This window comes from Streptomyces sp. 840.1, assembly GCF_003751445.1.
Lineage (GTDB): Bacteria > Actinomycetota > Actinomycetes > Streptomycetales > Streptomycetaceae > Streptomyces.
This window is the reverse complement of sequence record NZ_RJUU01000002.1, coordinates 446,964-464,165: the sequence shown is the minus strand read 5'-3', so window position 1 is coordinate 464,165 and position 17,202 is coordinate 446,964. Positions and strand designations below refer to the sequence as shown.

At 71.8% G+C, this 17,202-nt stretch carries 15 protein-coding genes; 6 read left to right on the top strand and 9 right to left on the bottom strand.

The genetic code is table 11. The annotated features are described in order from the left end of the window. Positions 1–4: 4 nt before the first annotated feature. Genes EDD93_RS28425 through EDD93_RS28410 form a run of 4 tightly spaced genes read left to right on the top strand, consistent with a single transcriptional unit; the run spans position 5 to position 4,012 of the window. Positions 5–1,033: an NAD(P)-dependent oxidoreductase gene (locus EDD93_RS28425; protein WP_123528351.1), complete on the top strand. Its 1,029-nt coding sequence runs from the start codon at positions 5–7 to the stop codon at positions 1,031–1,033. Between the two features lie 8 nt (positions 1,034–1,041). Continuing rightward, positions 1,042–2,097: a dihydrodipicolinate synthase family protein gene (locus tag EDD93_RS28420; RefSeq protein ID WP_123528350.1), complete on the top strand. Its 1,056-nt coding sequence runs from the start codon at positions 1,042–1,044 to the stop codon at positions 2,095–2,097. Beyond that, positions 2,081–3,106 (top strand): hydroxyacid dehydrogenase, encoded by a 1,026-nt coding sequence (locus EDD93_RS28415; protein WP_123528349.1) that lies wholly within the window; start codon positions 2,081–2,083, stop codon positions 3,104–3,106. The genes EDD93_RS28420 and EDD93_RS28415 overlap by 17 nt, the downstream gene beginning before the upstream one ends. Positions 3,107–3,163: 57 nt before the next feature. Next, on the top strand, positions 3,164–4,012 hold the full coding sequence (locus EDD93_RS28410; protein WP_123528348.1) for a fumarylacetoacetate hydrolase family protein: 849 nt from the start codon (positions 3,164–3,166) through the stop codon (positions 4,010–4,012). A 6-nt stretch (positions 4,013–4,018) separates the two neighbouring features. On the opposite strand, the gene EDD93_RS28405 is transcribed toward EDD93_RS28410, so the two are convergent. From EDD93_RS28405 to EDD93_RS28385, 5 genes are all read right to left on the bottom strand, one after another. Further along, positions 4,019–5,719, bottom strand: coding sequence for an NAD(P)/FAD-dependent oxidoreductase (locus tag EDD93_RS28405; RefSeq protein ID WP_123528347.1), 1,701 nt, complete (start codon positions 5,717–5,719; stop codon positions 4,019–4,021). Between the two features lie 50 nt (positions 5,720–5,769). Next, positions 5,770–6,567: a carbon-nitrogen hydrolase family protein gene (locus EDD93_RS28400; protein WP_123528346.1), complete on the bottom strand. Its 798-nt coding sequence runs from the start codon at positions 6,565–6,567 to the stop codon at positions 5,770–5,772. A gap of 199 nt (positions 6,568–6,766) precedes the next feature. Next, a complete protein-coding gene (locus EDD93_RS28395) occupies positions 6,767–7,222 on the bottom strand; it encodes an Lrp/AsnC family transcriptional regulator (RefSeq protein ID WP_123528345.1) in 456 nt (151 codons plus the stop codon). A 139-nt stretch (positions 7,223–7,361) separates the two neighbouring features. Next, positions 7,362–8,819, bottom strand: a complete 1,458-nt coding sequence (locus tag EDD93_RS28390) for an aldehyde dehydrogenase family protein (protein ID WP_123528344.1) — start codon at positions 8,817–8,819, stop codon at positions 7,362–7,364. A gap of 220 nt (positions 8,820–9,039) precedes the next feature. Then, the gene (locus EDD93_RS28385; RefSeq protein WP_123528343.1) at positions 9,040–10,506 is read right to left on the bottom strand and encodes a GuaB1 family IMP dehydrogenase-related protein; all 1,467 of its coding nucleotides are present in this window, start codon (positions 10,504–10,506) and stop codon (positions 9,040–9,042) included. 307 nt (positions 10,507–10,813) lie between these two features. Between EDD93_RS28385 and EDD93_RS28380 the strand changes: the two genes are divergently transcribed. Continuing rightward, entirely contained in the window at positions 10,814–11,830 is a 1,017-nt protein-coding gene (locus tag EDD93_RS28380) for a terpene synthase family protein (RefSeq protein ID WP_123528342.1), read from the top strand. 51 nt (positions 11,831–11,881) lie between these two features. Here EDD93_RS28380 and EDD93_RS28375 read toward each other — a convergent pair whose 3' ends face one another. The 4 genes from EDD93_RS28375 to fmt form a co-directional block, all read right to left on the bottom strand. After that, positions 11,882–12,898: a sugar-binding transcriptional regulator gene (locus tag EDD93_RS28375; RefSeq protein ID WP_123528341.1), complete on the bottom strand. Its 1,017-nt coding sequence runs from the start codon at positions 12,896–12,898 to the stop codon at positions 11,882–11,884. A gap of 164 nt (positions 12,899–13,062) precedes the next feature. Next, positions 13,063–13,746, bottom strand: a complete 684-nt coding sequence (rpe, locus tag EDD93_RS28370) for a ribulose-phosphate 3-epimerase (RefSeq protein ID WP_123528340.1) — start codon at positions 13,744–13,746, stop codon at positions 13,063–13,065. Between the two features lie 133 nt (positions 13,747–13,879). Then, positions 13,880–15,313 carry an RsmB/NOP family class I SAM-dependent RNA methyltransferase gene (locus EDD93_RS28365; RefSeq protein ID WP_123528339.1) on the bottom strand — a complete coding sequence of 478 codons (1,434 nt, stop codon included), beginning with the start codon at positions 15,311–15,313 and terminating at the stop codon, positions 13,880–13,882. A gap of 73 nt (positions 15,314–15,386) precedes the next feature. Then, positions 15,387–16,319, bottom strand: a complete 933-nt coding sequence (fmt, locus tag EDD93_RS28360) for a methionyl-tRNA formyltransferase (protein ID WP_123528338.1) — start codon at positions 16,317–16,319, stop codon at positions 15,387–15,389. 241 nt (positions 16,320–16,560) lie between these two features. On the opposite strand from fmt, the gene EDD93_RS28355 reads away from it, so the two are divergent. After that, positions 16,561–17,106: a hypothetical protein gene (locus EDD93_RS28355; RefSeq protein ID WP_123528337.1), complete on the top strand. Its 546-nt coding sequence runs from the start codon at positions 16,561–16,563 to the stop codon at positions 17,104–17,106. The last annotated feature ends 96 nt before the right edge of the window (positions 17,107–17,202 follow it).

Sequence of the window (17,202 nt, the reverse complement as noted above, 5' to 3'; positions counted from 1 at the left end):
CCATATGTTCACCGATGAGGCCGCACTCGAAGAGCGGCTCGCCACCCCCTCCCCCGCGCTCGTCGCCGACCTCGGCCGCCTGGAGGGCGATCTGCTGGTCCTGGGCGCGGGCGGCAAGATGGGCCCCAGCCTGTGCCGGCTGGCCCGCCGGGCGCTGGACGCCGCGGGCCGCACCGACGTGAGCGTGTACGCGGTCTCCCGCTGGTCCGACAAGGCCGCCGCGGACGAGCTGGAGGCCGCCGGGGTCCGCACGGTCGCCTTCGACCTGATGGACCCGGCCGCCGATCTGACCCGGCTGCCCGACGCCGGGAACGTCGTCTTCATGGTCGGCGCCAAATTCGGTTCCGCCGGGGCGCCCTCGCTCGCCTGGGCGGTGAACGCCGCGATGCCGGACCGGGTGGCCCGGCGCTGGTCCGGCGCCCGGATCGCCGCGTTCTCCACCGGCAACGTGTACCCGCTGGTGCCCGTCTCCTCCGGCGGCTGCACCGAGACCGACCCGGTCGGCCCGGTCGGCGAGTACGCCATGTCGTGCCTCGGCCGGGAGCGGATCTTCGGCCACGCCGCGCTGACCCTCGGCACCAGGGTCGCCAACATCCGGCTCAACTACGCGGTCGACCTGCGCTACGGCGTCCTCGCCGACATCGCGTACCGCGTACAGGCGGGCGAGCCCGTCGACGTGACAACCGGTCACGCCAACGTGGTGTGGCAGGGGTACGCCAACGAGGTCGCCCTGCGCGCACTCCTGCACGCCACCGGCGGCGAGCCGTTCACCCTCAACCTCACCGGCCCCGAGTCCGCCTCGGTGCGCCGTATCGCGCAGTGGTTCGGCGAGGAGTTCGACCGGGAGCCGGTCCTCGCCGGGACCGAGGCGCCCACCGCGCTGCTCTCCGACGCGAGCCGCTGCCACGCCCTCTTCGGCTACCCGGACGTCTCGCTGCGCACCCTCGTCGGGTGGCAGGCCGACTGGCTGCGGCGCGGACTCCCGCTGTCCGGCAAGCCCACCAAGTTCCAGGTACGCGACGGAAGGTTCTGATCCACTCCATGTCCACTCCCTCCCACCCGTCCACCCCCGCGCTGGATCTGCTCGCCCGGGGTGCGGCGATACCCGCCCACCCGCTCGCGCTGCATGCCGACGGCACGTTCGACGAGCGCCGCCAGCGCGCGCTGACCCGCTACTACCTGGCGTCCGGGGCGGGCGGCGCCGCCGTCGCCGTACACACCACGCAGTTCGAGATCCGCGAACCCGGAGTCGGGCTGCTGCGGCCCGTCCTGGAGCTCGCGGCCGAGACGATCGACGCCGAGGCCGGCCGCCCGTTCGTCAAGGTCGCCGGTGCCTGCGGCTACACCGCGCAGGCCGTCGCCGAGGCCACCACCGCCGCAGAGCTCGGCTACGACGCGGTGCTGCTCTCCCCCGCCGTGCCCGGCGCGGACGAGAAGGGGCTGCTGGAGCGGGCGCGGGCGGTCGGCGAGGTCCTGCCCGTCATCGGGTTCTACCTCCAGGAGGCGGTGGGCGGACGGTACTTGTCGCCGGGCTTCTGGTCCGCGTTCACCGACCTGCCGAACACGGCCGCCGTCAAGATCGCCCCCTTCGACCGCTACCGCACCGCCGACGTCCTACGGGCGGTGTCCGCCGCCGACCGGGCCGGCGAGGTGGCGCTGTACACCGGCAACGACGACGACATCATCGGCGACCTGCTCACCCCGTACGGGGCGGCGGACGGCCCCCGGCGCTGGTTCGCGGGCGGGCTGCTGGGCCAGTGGGCGGTGTGGACGAGCTCCGCGGTCACCCTGCTGGACGACATCCGGCTGGCCCGCGCCGGGGACCACGACGCGACGGTCCGCTGCCTGGCCCGCCGCACCGAGCTGACCGATGCCAACAGCGCGGTCTTCGACGTCCGGAACGCGTTCCGGGGCTGCATCGCCGGGGTGCACGAAGTGCTGCGCCGTCAGGGCCTGTTGGCGAACATCCGCTGTCTGGATCCGGCCGAGACGCTCTCCCCCGGACAGGCCGAGGAGATCACCCGGGTGGCTGCGGCCTACCCTTGGCTGACCGATGACGCCTTCGTTGCGGAGCACCTCGATGCCTGGCTCTCCTGAAACCGCCGACCGCTCCTCCCGGGTGGTCGTCGCCGTGCCCCCACACCTGCGCGAGCAGTTCTTCACCGCCGAGGTGTGGCAAGAGCTGGAGCGGGCCGCCGCACTCACCGTCCTCGACGACCACAGCGACCGGGAAGCGCTCAAGGCGGCGCTGCCCGGCGCCCGCGCGCTGATCCTGTCCTGGCGGGCGCCCAAGGTGGACGCCGGACTCCTCGCGCACGCGGACCGGCTGGAGCTGGTGGCGCACACCGGTTCGGCGGTCGCCCCCTATGTCACCGAGGACGTGTTCCGGCGGGGCATCCTGGTCACCCAGGCCGGTGACGAGATGGCCCGCCCGGTCGCCGAGGTGGCCCTCGCCTTCACCCTCTCGCTGCTCCACCGCATCCAGCGCTTCGACCACGCCCTGCGCGGCGGCCAGGACTGGGCGGCGGCGAGCGAGGCACCGCCGCGCCACGAGATCCACGGCAGCGACATCGGGGTGCTCGGCGCCTCCCGCACCGGGCGCGCCTACATCCGGATGGTGCGGGCGATGGGCGCACGGGTCAGCGTCACGGACCCGTACCTCTCCGAGGCCGGTGCCGAGGAGCTCGGCGTGCGGTCCGTACCGCTGGAGACGCTGCTCTCCGGCAGCCGGATCGTGGCCGTGCACGCGCCGGTCACCGAGGAGACCCACCGGATGATCGGCGCGGAGCAGCTGGCGCTGATGCCGGACGGGGCGGGCCTGGTGAACACCGCCCGCTCGTGGCTGGTCGACGAGGACGCGCTGCTGGCCGAACTGACCACCGGCCGGCTGGACGCGGCGATCGACGTCTTCGACGCCGAGCCGCTCCCGGCCGGCCACCCCTTCCGCTCCCTGCCGAACGTGCTGCTCACCCCGCATCAGGCGGCCGGGAGCGTCGAGTGCCGGCAGCGTCTTGGCACCAGTGCCGTCAACGAGGTGCTGCGGCTGCTCGCCGGGCGCCCGCCGGTCCACGCCGTCACCGCCGAGGCGCTCGTCCGGCTGCGCTGACCGCCACCCGTACCGAACCCGTACCCGCACCTGTACCCGTCAGGAGATCCACCCGTCATGCGACTGATGCGCATAGGCGAGCCGGGCCACGAGCGCCCGGTCGTCGTCTGCCCCGAGGGCCGTCACTACGACCTGTCGGGCATCACCGACGACATCGACGGCGCGTTCCTCGCCGCGCTGGCCGACAACCCGCACCTGATCCCCGCCGAGCCGAAGCTCCCGGAGACCGACATCACCGGGGAGCGGGTCGGCGCCCCGGTGGCCCGGCCCTCCGCGCTCCTGTGCATCGGGCAGAACTACGCGGCCCACGCGGCGGAGTCCGGTGCCGAGCCGCCCGAGCAGCCGATCCTCTTCTACAAGTCCCCGAACACGGTTGTCGGTCCGTACGACGACGTGCTCATCCCCCGTGGTTCGAAGAAGACCGACTGGGAGGTGGAGCTGGCCGTCGTGATCGGCCGCCGCGCCTCCTACCTGGACTCCCCCGCCGACGCGGCCGCCCACATCGCGGGCTACGCGGTCAGCAACGACGTCTCGGAGCGCGCCTTCCAGCTGGAGGAGTCGGGCGGCCAGTGGTCCAAGGGCAAGAGCTGCGCCACGTTCAACCCGCTGGGCCCGGTCCTGGTGACGGCCGACGAGGTCGGTGACCCGCAGCGGCTGCGGCTGACCAGCCACGTCAACGGCGAGCCCCGGCAGGACTCCTCCACCGCGGACATGATCTTCAGCGTGGCGCATCTGGTGCACCATCTGTCGCAGTACCTGGTGCTGGAGCCCGGAGACATCATCAACACCGGTACGCCGCAGGGCGTGGCGCTGTCCGGCCGCTTCCCCTACCTGGGTCCGGACGATGTGATGGAGGTCGAGATCTCCGGCCTCGGCCGGCAGCGCAGCGTCTGCCGGCCCGCGTAACCGGCCTCAGTCCTCCGGGAGTTCGACCGGGGCGATCTCGTCGAAGAGGTCTCCCGGGCCGGGGTTGGCCGCGTCGGTCGCGCCGCCGAACTGGGCCATCACGCCCCAGACGGCGTTCAGCGCGGTCTGCACGGCCCCCTCGGCCCAGCCGGCCGTCCAGGAGATGTCGTCGCCGGCCAGGAACAGGCCCCGCTTGTCGGCGGGCAGCCGGTCCTGCATGAAGTGGGTGAACAGCCGCCGCTGGTAGCGGTAGTGGCCGGGCAGATTGGCCTTGAACGCGCCCATGAAGTAGGGCTCGTTCTCCCAGGAGACCGTCACCGGGTTGCCGGTGATGTGCTTCCTGATGTCGACGCCCGGGTAGATCTCGCCGAGCGACTTCAGCATCACGTCCATCCGCTCGGCCGCCGACAGCGGCAGCCATTTCAGGCTGTCGTCGCACCAGGTGTACGAGAGGCAGATGCTGGCGGGCTTGTCCGGGCCGTCGTCGAGCAGGTAGGTGCCGCGCGTCATCCGGTCGGTGAGCGTCATCGACATGGCATCGCGGCCGGTCACCTCGTCCTTGTCGAGCCAGAACGGCCGGTCGACCGGGACGAACAGCTTGGACGACTCCATGTAGTGGGTGCGCTCCATCGCCGTCCAGTGGTCGATCGGGAAGAGCGCGTCGTCGCAGTCGATCTTGGAGAGCAGCAGCCAGGACTGCCCGGTGAAGACGGCCGCCCGGAAGGTGCGGATGTCGCCGGTGGCGTCGGTGACGGTGATCCGGTTCCCGGCGGTGCGGTTCAGCCGGGTCACCGCGGGACGCGGCTCCCCGTCGTGCAGCGAGGCCAGCGAGGTGCCCAGCGGCCAGTGGATGATCTTCTCCGGCTCGCGCTCCCAGAGGCGCAGCGGGAGCTGCTGGCTGCCGCCGACGATGGAGCGGTGGTGGTCGTCCGCCTCGGTGTAGACGACGCGCAGGATCTCCAGGATGGAGTTGGGGAAGTCGGTGTCCCAGCCGCCGGTGCCGAAGCCGACCTGGCCGAAGATCTCGCGGTGCCGGAAGGACTTGAAGGCCTCGGAGTCGCAGAGGAAGCCGTAGAAGGTCTGGTTGTCGAGCTTGTCGACGAGCCGGGCCCAGATCTCGCGGATGCGCGGCACGTCGCGCTCGCGCATCGCCCGGTTCATGTCGGAGAAGTCGGCGCCCTCCTCCAGGCAGGCGTTCCAGGCCTCCATCACGTCGCGGTAGACCTGGGGAAGGTCGTCGATGGTGCGGGCGTAGTGCGACTCGCCCTTCAGGTCGACGACGGTCGACGGGGTGACCGGGGAGAGCGGGTTGGGGAACGGCTTCGTCTCCAGCCCCACCAGGTCGATGTAGTGCTGGAGTGCGGTCGAGGACGGCGGGAAGCGCATGGCGCCCATCTCGGCGGTGAGCGGTTCCCCGTCCACGGTGCAGCCGTCGAACTCGACCGTGCGCAGCCGCCCGCCGATCCGGTCGGCCTCGTACAGGACGGGGCGCAGGCCCATCTTCATCAGCTCGTACGCGGTGATGATCCCGGAGAGCCCGCCGCCGATGACCGCGACCTCGCTGCCGTGCTCGGTCGCCGGTATCTGTCCGAGCCCGGCGGGGTGCGCGAGGAAGTCGTCGTACGCGTACGGGAAGTCCGGCCCGAACATGGTGATCGGCGGGGCCGCCTCGGTGTGCTGGACGGCGGTGGGCACCGTGGACGTCATGGGGTACGGACTCCTTGCGGGGAAAGGTGAGGGTGAGCGGGGCGGCGGGCTCAGACGAGGGAGCCGTACAGGCCGGGGCGGCGGTCGCGCAGATACGGGTTGGCGGCCCGGGAGGCGCTCAGCAGCGCCGGGTCCACGTCCGCGAGCGCGAGTTCCTCGCCGCGTCCGGCCCGGGTGCGGACCGTGCCGTCGGGTCCGGCCAGGCAGCTCAGCCCGACGAACTCGAACTCGCCCTCCGGCCCGGTCCGGTTGACGTAGGCGATGTACAGCTGGTTCTCGAAGGCGCGGACCGGGACGAGCGATTCGGCGACGAACTGGAAGGGGTGCATCTGGGCGGTCGGGACCAGCAGCAGATCGGTGCCGGCCAGCGCGTGCGCCCGGACGTTCTCCGGGAACTCGACGTCGTAGCAGATCATCAGGCCGATGCGGATGCCGTCCAGCTCCGCCTGGACGACCGGCTGCTCGCCGGGGGTGAACCAGTGCTGCTCGAAGCCGCCGAAGAGGTGGGTCTTGCGGTAGTTCGCGAGCGGGGTGCCGTCGGGGCCGATGAGCTGGGCGGCGTTGTACAGGGTGTCGCCGTCCCGCTCCGGGTAGCCGTAGTGGACGGCGATCTCGTGCCGGGCGGCGATCGCCGCGACGGCGTGCGCCGCGGGCCCGTCGGCGGCCTCGGCCAGCCGGGGCACGTCGTCCCCGATCGCGTACCCGGTCAGGAACATCTCGGGGCAGACGAGCAGCCGGGCCCCGCCGGCGGCGGCGCGGCGTGCGGCGTCGTCGAGCACCTCGGTGTTACGGGCCACCGAGCCCGGGATTCCGGAGCTCTGGAGCAGGGCGGTGCGCAACGGCGGCATGGCTGACCTCGGGCGGTGCGGGCGGGGCGGGGACGTATTGACGGTACGGTCCGCGATTCCCCCCGGACAAGGCGCGAGCGTTGCGCATGGACCATTGATCCATTGCGTCCGGTCGCCCCGGCACAGCGATTCATTGCGCGACCGGCAGAAACAGGTCCGGTCCGGCGTTCGAGGACGGAACCGCTTCCGGATGCCCCGGCTACGCGGGCGAGCCCGACGAGTACCGTCGCAGCAGCGGCGAGAGCACCAGTACGGACTTCGTCCGCTCCACGTACGGCTCGCCCGCGATCCGCTCCAGGACCTGCTCGAAGTGGCGCATGTCGGCCGCGAACACCTGAACGATCGCATCGGCCTCCCCGGTCACGGTGGACGCCGAGGCGACCTCCGGATACCGGGCGAGGCCGTGCTTGATCGACTCCGGGGAGGTGTTGCGGCTGCAGTAGATCTCGATGAACCCCTCGGTCTCCCAGCCGAGCGCCGCCGGATCCACCCGCACGGTGAACCCGGTGATCGCGCCCTCGGCGCGCAGCCGGTCCACCCGTCGCTTCACGGCTGGCGCGGACAGCCCGATGATCGAGCCGATGTCGGCGTAGGAGCGACGGGCGTCTTCGGCCAGTGCGTGGACGATGCGTTCGTCGAGGTCGTTCAGTCGCACGTCGTACGGGTCACTTCTCTGCGATGGCGATGGCCGGGTGGCGGCCAGGGCGCGAGGGCCGGTTCGGGGGCGGCGGTGCCGCCCCCGAAGTAGACCACGGGCGCGCCCCCCGGGCGCGCTCACCGCAGGTGGGGCGGGGTCAGAACGGGAACTGCGAGCGCCCGTGCTGTACGGAGATCCACTTCTGGGTGGTGAAGGCGTCGAGCATCGAGTCGCCGTTCAGCCGCCCGAGTCCGGAGCTCTTCTCGCCGCCGAAGGGGACGATCGGCTCGTCGTGGACGGTGCCGTCGTTGATGTGGATCATGCCGGTGCGGATCCGCTGCCCGACCCGGACACCCCGCTCGACGTTGCCGGTGTGCACCGCGCCGCTCAGCCCGTAAGGGGTGTCGTTGGCGATCCGGACGGCCTCGTCCTCGCCGTCGAACGGTACGAGGAGCGCGACCGGGCCGAAGATCTCCTGGGAGAGCACCGGGGAGTCGGCCGCCAGGCCGGTCAGTACGGAGGGGCTGACGAGGTTGCCGACGGCCTGCCCGTGCAGCAGCGCGGTCGCGCCGGCCGCCACGGTCTGGTCGACGAGCGCGGTGATCGCCTCGGCCTGGGTGGAGTTGATCAGGGGGCCGATCTGGGTCGCCGGGTCGGCCGGGTCGCCGACGCGCAGCGAGGCGACCTTGGCCACGAACTTCTCGGTGAACTCCCGCTCCACCGACCGGTCGACGAGAATCCGGTTGGCGGCCATGCAGACCTGCCCCTGGTGCACGTACCGGCTGAACACCGCCGCGTCGACCGCGTAGTCCACATCGGCGTCGTCGAGCACGATGAGCGCGCTGTTGCCGCCGAGTTCGAGCACGGAGCGCTTGAGGTTCGTGGCGCACACGGTCGCGACGTGCCGCCCGACCTTGTCGGACCCGGTGAAGGAGATGACCTGCGGAACGGGGTGCTCCAGGAGCGCGTCGCCGATCTCCGCGATGTCGGTGACCACCACGTTGAGGAGCCCGGCGGGCAGCCCGGCGTCCTCGAACACCTTGGCCACCAGGGTGCCGCCGCAGATCGGCGTGTTCTGGTGCGGCTTGAGGACCACGGCGTTGCCGAGCGCCAGGGCGGGGGCGACCGACTTCAGCGACAGCAGGAAGGGGAAGTTGAACGGGCTGATGACACCGACGACCCCGGCGGGCACCCGGTAGACGCGGTTCTCCTTGCCCTCGGTCGGTGAGGGCAGGATCTGTCCGGTGGACCGCAGCGCGAGGTGACCGGCCTCGCGCAGGAACTCCTTGGCCAGGTGCAGCTCGAACGCCGCCTTGAGGCGGGTGCCGCCGAGCTCGGCGACGATCGCGTCGGCGATCTCGGCCTCGCGGTCCTCGACGATGCGCAGCGCCTTCTCCAGCACGGCCCGCCGCGCGTAGGGGTTGGTGTCGCCCCACGTCTGCTGGGCGGTCTCGGCGGCCCGGTAGGCCTGGTCGACCTCGTCGGCCGTGGCGACCGTGATCGAGGCGAGCTTCTCCCCGTCGAAGGGGTTGAAGTCGATGATGTCCCACGAGCCCTTGCCCGGCCTCCACTCGCCGTCGATGTACTGATGGGCCAGGTCGGTGAAGAAGGACATGAGATCCCTTACCGCAGAGAGGCGGGCAGCTGATTGGGGTTCATGTTACTTAATTCTCAACTGAGTTGGATAGCGTGAACGCGTTCACAGGCACCCGGATCCGGACACCGCGACGGCCCTCGCGAGCCCCCCGTAAAGGTCCCTGAGCTGCCTCGGAACGCCGCTGCCCCTTCCGGCGCGAACGGCCGGAAGGGGCAGCGGGACGGTGCGGCGGCGCGGGTCAGCTCCAGCTGGAGTGCAGCGGCTTGCCCTCCGCGTATCCGGAGGCGCTCTGCACCCCGACGACGGCCTTCTCGGCGAACTCCGCCAGCGAGCCGGCGCCGGCGTAGGTGCAGGAGGAGCGGACGCCCGCGATGATCGAGTCGACCAGGTCCTCGACACCGGGGCGGGTCGGGTCCAGGAACATCCGCGAGGTGGAGATGCCCTCCTCGAAGAGCGCCTTGCGGGCCCGGTCGTACGCCGACTCGTCGGAGGTGCGGTTCTTCACGGCGCGCGCGGACGCCATGCCGAAGGACTCCTTGTAGTAGCGGCCGTCGGCGGCCTGCTGGAGGTCGCCGGGCGACTCGTACGTCCCGGCGAACCAGGAACCGATCATCACGTTGGACGCGCCCGCGGCGAGCGCCATGGCGACATCGCGCGGGTGGCGGACGCCGCCGTCCGCCCAGACGTGCTTGCCGTACTTCTTCGCCTCCGCGGCACACTCCAGGACCGCGGAAAACTGCGGCCGGCCGACGCCGGTCATCATCCGGGTGGTGCACATGGCGCCGGGTCCGACGCCGACCTTGATGACGTCGGCGCCGGCCTCGATGAGGTCGCGCACGCCTTCGGCGGCGACGATGTTGCCCGCGACGATCGGCACCTGCGGGTCCAGTGCGCGGACCGCGCGGACGGCGTTGATCATGGACTCCTGGTGGCCGTGCGCGGTGTCGACGACCAGGGTGTCGGCGCCGGCGTCCAGGAGCTGCTTGGCCTTCCCGGCCACGTCACCGTTGATCCCGACGGCGGCGGCGATCCGCAGCCTGCCGTTGGCGTCGGTGGCGGGGGTGTAGAGAGTGGCGCGCAGTGCGGCCTTCCGGGTGAGTATGCCGACGAGACGGCCCTCGGCGTCGACCGCGGGGGCGAGCTTGCGGTTGGCGCCGTCGAGCTTGTTGAACGCGTCTCGCGGGTCGATGCCGGCGTCCAGCAGCACCAGGTCCCTGGACATGACCTCGGAGAGCTGGGTGAAGCGGTCGACACCGGTCAGGTCGTGGTCGGTGACCACACCGACGGGCCGCCGCTCGCTGTCGACGACGACACCGGCGCCGTGGGCGCGCTTGGGCAGCAGGGACAGTGCGTCGGCGACGGTCTGGCCGGGGGCCAGCTCGATGGGCGTGTCGAGCACGAGGTGGCGCGTCTTGACCCAGGCGATGACCTCGGTGACGACCTCGATCGGAATGTCCTGCGGAATGACGACGAGACCGCCTCGGCGGGCGATCGTCTCGGCCATCCGGCGGCCCGCGATCGCCGTCATGTTCGCGACGACCAGCGGGATGGTGGTGCCGGTGCCGTCGGGCGAGGACAGGTCGACCCCCTGGCGGGATCCGACCGCCGACCGGCCCGGGACCATGAAGACATCGTCGTACGTGAGGTCGTACGGGACCGAGGGGGACTCTGTGTATCGACCGGTGCCGGGCTCAAGAAAACGCATAACACTCATTTTTTCATACGAAATGGCGCAGGTCGTTTCCACGAAGACACAACAAACGACTCCCGCCTTCGTATGTTCCTCCGAGGAACAAGATCGGGAGTCCCGGGCAAGTGGAACCTGCCTTACCCACAGACCCTACCCGTACGGCTTGCCGATCATTCGGGATCATCATCCCTGGACCTGGTGACAAGGGGTCAGGTAGCTTCAAACGCGCAGGTCCCGCCGGTCAGCCAGCTGCCCCGGAGGCGCTGGCGCAATGCTCACAACTTCCGTCGCAGGCACGACCGGAGAGGATCACGACCCGCCCGTGGAGAGCGAACTGCCGGACATCTACTGCCCGTTCCCCCAACGCACGAACCCGCACGTCGGGCACGTACGGGCGCACCTCGACAGCTGGACCCGCAACACCGGTCTGGTACACCGGGATTCAGCCAGGGAGCGCTTCGAGCAGGCGGACTTCGGGGCCTTCGTCGGCATGGTGTACCCGACCGCCGACCGCGAGAACCTGGACCTCGTCGCCGACTGGTTCGTCTGGCTGTTCCTCGTCGACGACCAGCTGGACGACGGCCACCTCGGCCGCAGCCCGCACCGGGTGCGCAGCGTGGTCGAGACGATGCGCTCCGTCGTCGAGGGCGGGGGCAGGCCCTCGGGCGAGGAGCTGCCGGCCGCCGTCGTGGCCCTGGTCGATCTGTGGGATCGCACGGTGCCGGCCGCCGCACCGCAGTGGCGGCGCCGGTTCACGTACCACCTGATGACCTACCTCACGACCGCCACCACCTGGGAGGCGGGGAACCGGGCCGAGGGCGTGGTTCCGGCCGAGGCGACGTACATCGAGAAGCGCCGCCACACCGGAGCGATACACGTCTGCATGGATCTGATAGAGATCGTGGCCGGTATCGAGGCGCCCGAGTCGATCCACAACGATTCCCGGTTCATCACCGCCCTCGAGGCCTCGTGCAACGTCGTGTGCTGGGCCAACGACGTGTACTCGTACGAGAAGGAACAGGTCCTGGGCGAGATCCACAACCTCGTCCACCTGGTCCGGCACCACCGCGGGTACGGCAAGCAGCAGGCGCTCGAACACGTCTGCGCGGAGATCGCCACCGAGACCGAGCGCTTCCTCACCGCGGAGGCCGAACTGCTCGCGGCGTATCCGCAGCTCGGCCGGCTGCTGGAGCCGTATCTGGACGGGATGCGGAGCTGGATGCGCGGCAACCTCGACTGGTCCCGGCAGACTCCGCGCTACAACCCGGCCGACGTCAGCCAGTACAAGGAGCCCGAGCAGTACCTGGAGGCGACGGTCCTGGGCGTCCGGCAGGACTGATCCCCGGGCACGAAGGGGGGCGGGGGCGGTGCTGCCCCCGCCCCCCTTCGCTCACTCCCCGTCCGGGTCGGTCCGCTCCAGTGCGGGCCTGCGCGGCGCGGCCGAGTCGGTCAGCAGGTAGTCGGCGGCGGCGGTGTCCGTCACCAGGCTGGTGACGAGGCCGGACCGCAGCACCGCTCCGATCGCCGCGGCCTTGCGCTGGCCGCCCGCGATCGCCACCACCTCGGGGATCCGGCGCAGCCGGTCCGCCTCGACCGTGATGCAGCGCTCACCGAGGTCCCGGCCGACCCGCCGGCCCTCCGAGTCGAAGAGGTGCGCCGACATCTCGGCGGCGACGCCGAGCGAGGCGTAGTGCTCGCGCTCCTCGTCGGACAGCATGTCGTGGACCGTGGAGATGCCGGGCTCCCAGGAGCCGATGGACACCGCGGCGACCGTCACCTTGTCGAAGTACTCGAAGGCGCGGGCGATCCCGGTCTGGTGGCGCAGCGCGGCGGCCGTGGCCGGGTCGGGCAGCAGCATCGGCGCGTAGATGGGGTGGGCCTCGCCGCCGGAGACCTGTGCGGCCCGGCGGACCGCCTCGACCGAGCCGCGTTCGGCGGTGCCCGCGTCGTACACCCCGGTGAGCTGCACGACCGTGCACGGCGGGAGCCGGTCCAGGGCGGCGGCCATGTGGATGGTGGACCGGCCCCAGGCCAGCCCGAGCACATCGCCCTCGTTCACCAGCTCACCGAGCAGGTCGGCCGCGACCTCGCCCAGGTTCTCCGGATCGGCGGCGTCGTCCTGCTCCTCGGCCGGGGACTCGACCACGACCGCGTGGCGCAGCCCGTAGCGGGCGCGGAGCGCGTCGGAGCGCTCGGCGTCCAGCTCGGCGGGGACCCGGATCTCGATCCGTACGAGGTCACGCTCCAGCGCCGTCTCCAGGACCCTGGCGACCTTGAAGCGGCTGACGCCGAACTCCTCCGCGATCTGGATCTTGGATTTGCCCTCGAGGTAGAAGCGGCGGGCCATGGCCGCCGCCTGCACCAGCTCCGCGGGCCCCATCCGCAGGGCGGACCGGCCCGCCGACATTGCAGACACCGCGTTCTCCTCACTGCTGTTCACGCTCTCGATACGCCGTTCATCCTGTCAGATACGGCGATCCTTGATCGGTCCCGTCGGACCGCGTTCATCTGCCCTTGGCCGGACCGACCGCTGATCGGAGGCCGGAGCGGCCGGCTGCCGCGCCGCCCGCGTCAGTGGCCGCACGCCCACTGCGCCGAGGCGGTGGCGCCGTCGGCCTTGGCGCGCAGTGCCCGCACCGCCTCGGCCGGGTCCTTCGCGCCGTAGACGGCGGACCCCGCGACGAAGACGTCGGCCCCGGCGTCGGCGCACCGCTCGATGGTGGACTCGGAGACCCCGCCGTCGACCTGGAGCCACAGTTCGAGCCCGTGCCTGGAGATCAGCTCACGGGTGCGGCGGATCTTCGGCAGCATGATGTCCAGGAAGGACTGGCCCCCGAAGCCCGGCTCCACCGTCATGATCAGCAGCATGTCCAGCTCGGGGAGCAGGTCCTCGTACGGCTCGATGGGCGTCGCCGGCCTGAGCGCCATGGAGGCGCGGGCGCCCTTGGCCCTGATCTCCCGCGCCAGCCGTACGGGAGCGGCCGCGGCCTCCACGTGGAAGGTGACGGAACCGGCGCCCGCCTCGACGTACTGGGGAGCCCAGCGGTCCGCGTCCTCGATCATCAGATGGCAGTCCAGCGGGGTGTCCGTGGCCCTGCTGAGCGACTCCACGATCGGCACGCCGAGGGTCAGATTGGGCACGAAGTGGTTGTCCATGACATCGACATGGAGCCAGTCGGCGCCTTCGACGGCCTTCGCCTCATCGGCGAGACGTGCGAAATCGGCGGAGAGAATGCTGGGGTTGATCTGGGCCATGGGCCAAGCCTGCCATGTTCTGCGGCACTTCCCCGCTTCGGTGCGCTCCAAAGCCTCACGGGATCATTACGGTTCGCACATTCCCGGCTTTTTGCCCCCGGTCCGGGGGCGGCCGCTCCGTCGGTGGTCCTGATCAGCCGGTACGCCGCAGCACGGCGAGGTACATCGCGTCCGTGCCGTGCAGATGCGGCCACAGCTGGACGTCCGGTCCGTCGCCGAGGGCGGGCACCCCCGGCATCAGCGGGCGGGCGTCCACCCACTCGGCCTCGACCGGCGCTCCGCCCCGGCCCTTGAGCACGTCCTCGACGACCACCCGGGTCTCCGCGAGGTGCGGGGAGCAGGTCGCGTATCCGACGACGCCGCCGATCCGTACGGCCTTCAGCGCCTCGCGCAGCAGCCCGCGCTGGAGCGGCGCGAAGCTCTCCAGGTCCTCCTTGCGGCGCCGCCAGCGGGCCTCCGGCCGGCGTCGCAGCGCGCCCAGGCCGGAGCACGGGACGTCCATCAGGATCCGGTCGAAGGTGCCGGACCGCCACGGCGGGCGGGTCCCGTCGGCGGTGATCACCTGGTACGGGCCGGGGTTGCCGGCCAGCGAGCGCTCGACGAGACGGGCCCGGTGCGGCTGCTTCTCGGCCGCCAGCAGGGCGGCGCCGCGTCCGGCGGCGAGGGCGGCCAGCAGGGCGGCCTTCCCGCCGGGCCCGGCGCAGCCGTCCAGCCAGCGGGTGTCGCTGCCCTCCAGCGGGGCGTTGGCGAGGGCCGCGGCGACGAGCTGGCTGCCCTCGTCCTGGACCCCGGCGCGGCTCTCCCGCACGGCGGTCAGGGCGCCGGGCTCGCCGCCCTCGGCCATTCGCACGGCGTAGGGCGACCAGCGGCCCGGGAGCCCGTTCTCCTCGCCGAGTGCCTCCAACAGCTCATCGGTGGTGGAGCGGCCGGGGCGGGCGACGAGCGTGACCTCGGGCCGTTCGTTGTCGGCCTCCAGCAGGTCCTCGATGCCTGCGCGGCCGCCGCCGAGGGCATCCCACAGCGCGGAGACGATCCAGCGCGGATGCGAGTGCACGAGGGCGAGGTGGTCCTCCGCGTCGTCCTCGTACGAGGGGGCGACCCGCGCGACCCAGCCGTCGAGGTCGTCGGCGGTCACCTTGCGCAGCACGGCGTTGACGAATTTGGCCCGCCCCTCACCGAGCACCACCCGGGCCAGCTCCACACTGGCGGAGACGGCGGCATGGGTCGGGATGCGGGTGCCGAGCAGCTGGTGCACGCCCATGTTGAGCACGTCCAGGACCGGCGGGTCGACCTCGCGCAGCGGCCGGTCGATGCAGGCGGCGACGATCGCGTCGTAGGTGCCCTGCCTGCGCAGGGTTCCGTAGACCAGCTCGGTCGCCAGCGCAGCGTCCCGGCTGTCGAAGTCGCCCGCCGCGCGGGCCTTCTTCAGCAGCGGGGGCAGGACGAGGTTGGCGTACGCGTCGCGTTCGTCGACGGCTCGCAGGGCCTCGAAGGCGAGGAACCGGACCGGGTCCTTCTTCGGGCGGCGGTGCGGGGTGGCGGGACGGCGACGCGGCTGGTCGTTCACGTGAAAGGTGCTCCGCTGATGGTGAGAGGGCGAACCGTCCCAGCCTACGTCCCCGCCCCGGCCCGCCGGTCCGTCAGCTGCCGACGAGCTCGCCGGGGACGATGCGCACCCCGCGCGCCCAGTCCGCCGCGCGCATCGGCTTCTTGCCCTGCGGCTGGACCCAGAGCAGCTCGATCGCGTGCGATCCGGTGCCCACGTAGACGTTGTTCTTGGCCACCGCCAGCTCGCCGGGCGCCAGGTCGGCGCGGTCCAGGACCGGCGCGGCCTGGACCAGCTTGAGGCGCTCACCGCGGAAGAGCGTCCAGGCGCCGGGAGCGGGGGTGCAGCCGCGGACCACCCGGTCGACGCGCAGGGCGGGCGCCGACCACTGGACCCGGGCGTCCTCGACGGTGATCTTCGGCGCGAGGGTGACCCCCTCGGCGGGCTGCGGCACGGCGTGCAGGGTGCCGTCCTCGATGCCGTCCATGGTCGCGGCGAGCAGCCCGGCCCCGGCGAACGCCAGCCGGGTCAGCAGGTCACCGCTGGTGTCGGTGGGCCGGACCTCCTCGGTGAGGACGCCGTACACCGGTCCGGAGTCGAGCCCCTCCTCGATCAGGAAGGTGGAGGCACCGGTCACCTCGTCGCCGGCCATGACGGAGTGCTGCACGGGGGCGGCGCCGCGCCAGGCCGGGAGCAGCGAGAAGTGGAGGTTGACCCAGCCCCGGGCGGGCACGTCGAGTGCGGCCTTGGGCAGCAGGGCCCCGTAGGCGACGACCGGGCAGCAGTCCGGCGCGATCTCCCGCAGCCGCGCCAGGAAGTCCTCGTCCCTCGGCCTGGCCGGCTTGAGCACCTCGATCCCGGCCTCCTCGGCCCGCTCGGCGACGGGACTGGCCACCAGCCGGCGGCCGCGCCCGGCAGGGGCGTCGGGCCGGGTGACGACGGCGGCGACCTCGTGCCGACCGGAGGCGATCAGTGCGTCCAGTGCGGGTACGGCTACCTCGGGGGTGCCTGCGAAGACGAGCTTCATGGGTGGCTGACTGCCTCTCAGGCCGGAACGTTACGGTGACGAGCAACGCACAAGTATATGGGCCCGGCGGCCGGTACCCACCCAGGGGGCGTACGCACGGTTGCGCGCCCCTCGCAGGTGCGTATACGCCCCCGGAGCGTGACCAGATCCCCGGCTGAGGCGTTGGTCAAGTGAGATTGACCGAAGCGAGCCGCCACGGTGCGGCCCGATCCCTTTCAACGCCGGTTCGAGAGGCTTCTTCATGGCCGACCACGCAACCCACGACGCCCAAGCGCGGGCCAGCCTGCATCTTCTGGTGCGGGACATCGAGCGGGTCCGGCGGCAGGTGGACGCGCTGCGCACGCTCACCGCCCAACTGGGCAACGTCTACCGTCCGCGCCGCTCCGGCCCGTCCGCCGGCTTCGTCGTCTACGGCAGGGCCCCGGCCCCCACCGTCAGGCTGGCGCAGGAACTGCGGGACAGTGTCGAGACCCTGGTGACGGCCGCGGTGGACTTCGACCGTTCACTGGGCTTCTCCTGGGACGCGGTGGGCTCCGCGCTCGGAGTCACCAAACAGGCGGTCCACCGCCGTTACGGCACGCGGCGCGCGGCGCCCCAGCCGCTGGCGGCCGAGGCCGCCGAGTCCGTAGTCCAGCGACCGGTGCCGGTGGTGCCCGGCGCCACCGCCGCTCCCGCGCTGCCCGCCGTTCCGGCCGCGCGCTCGATGCCGCCGCAGCCCTCGGCGGAACGCCCCTCGCTGCGCGAGGACCTGCGCCCGGGAGCCTTCCCGGGCCCGCGCAACGGCTGACGGCCACAACTGACGGCTGTTCCTACCGGGCCTGTCCCGCCGCGCCTCGGCCCGGCGGGACAGGCCCGTTCAGCCCTTCAAGGGCCCATCAAGCCC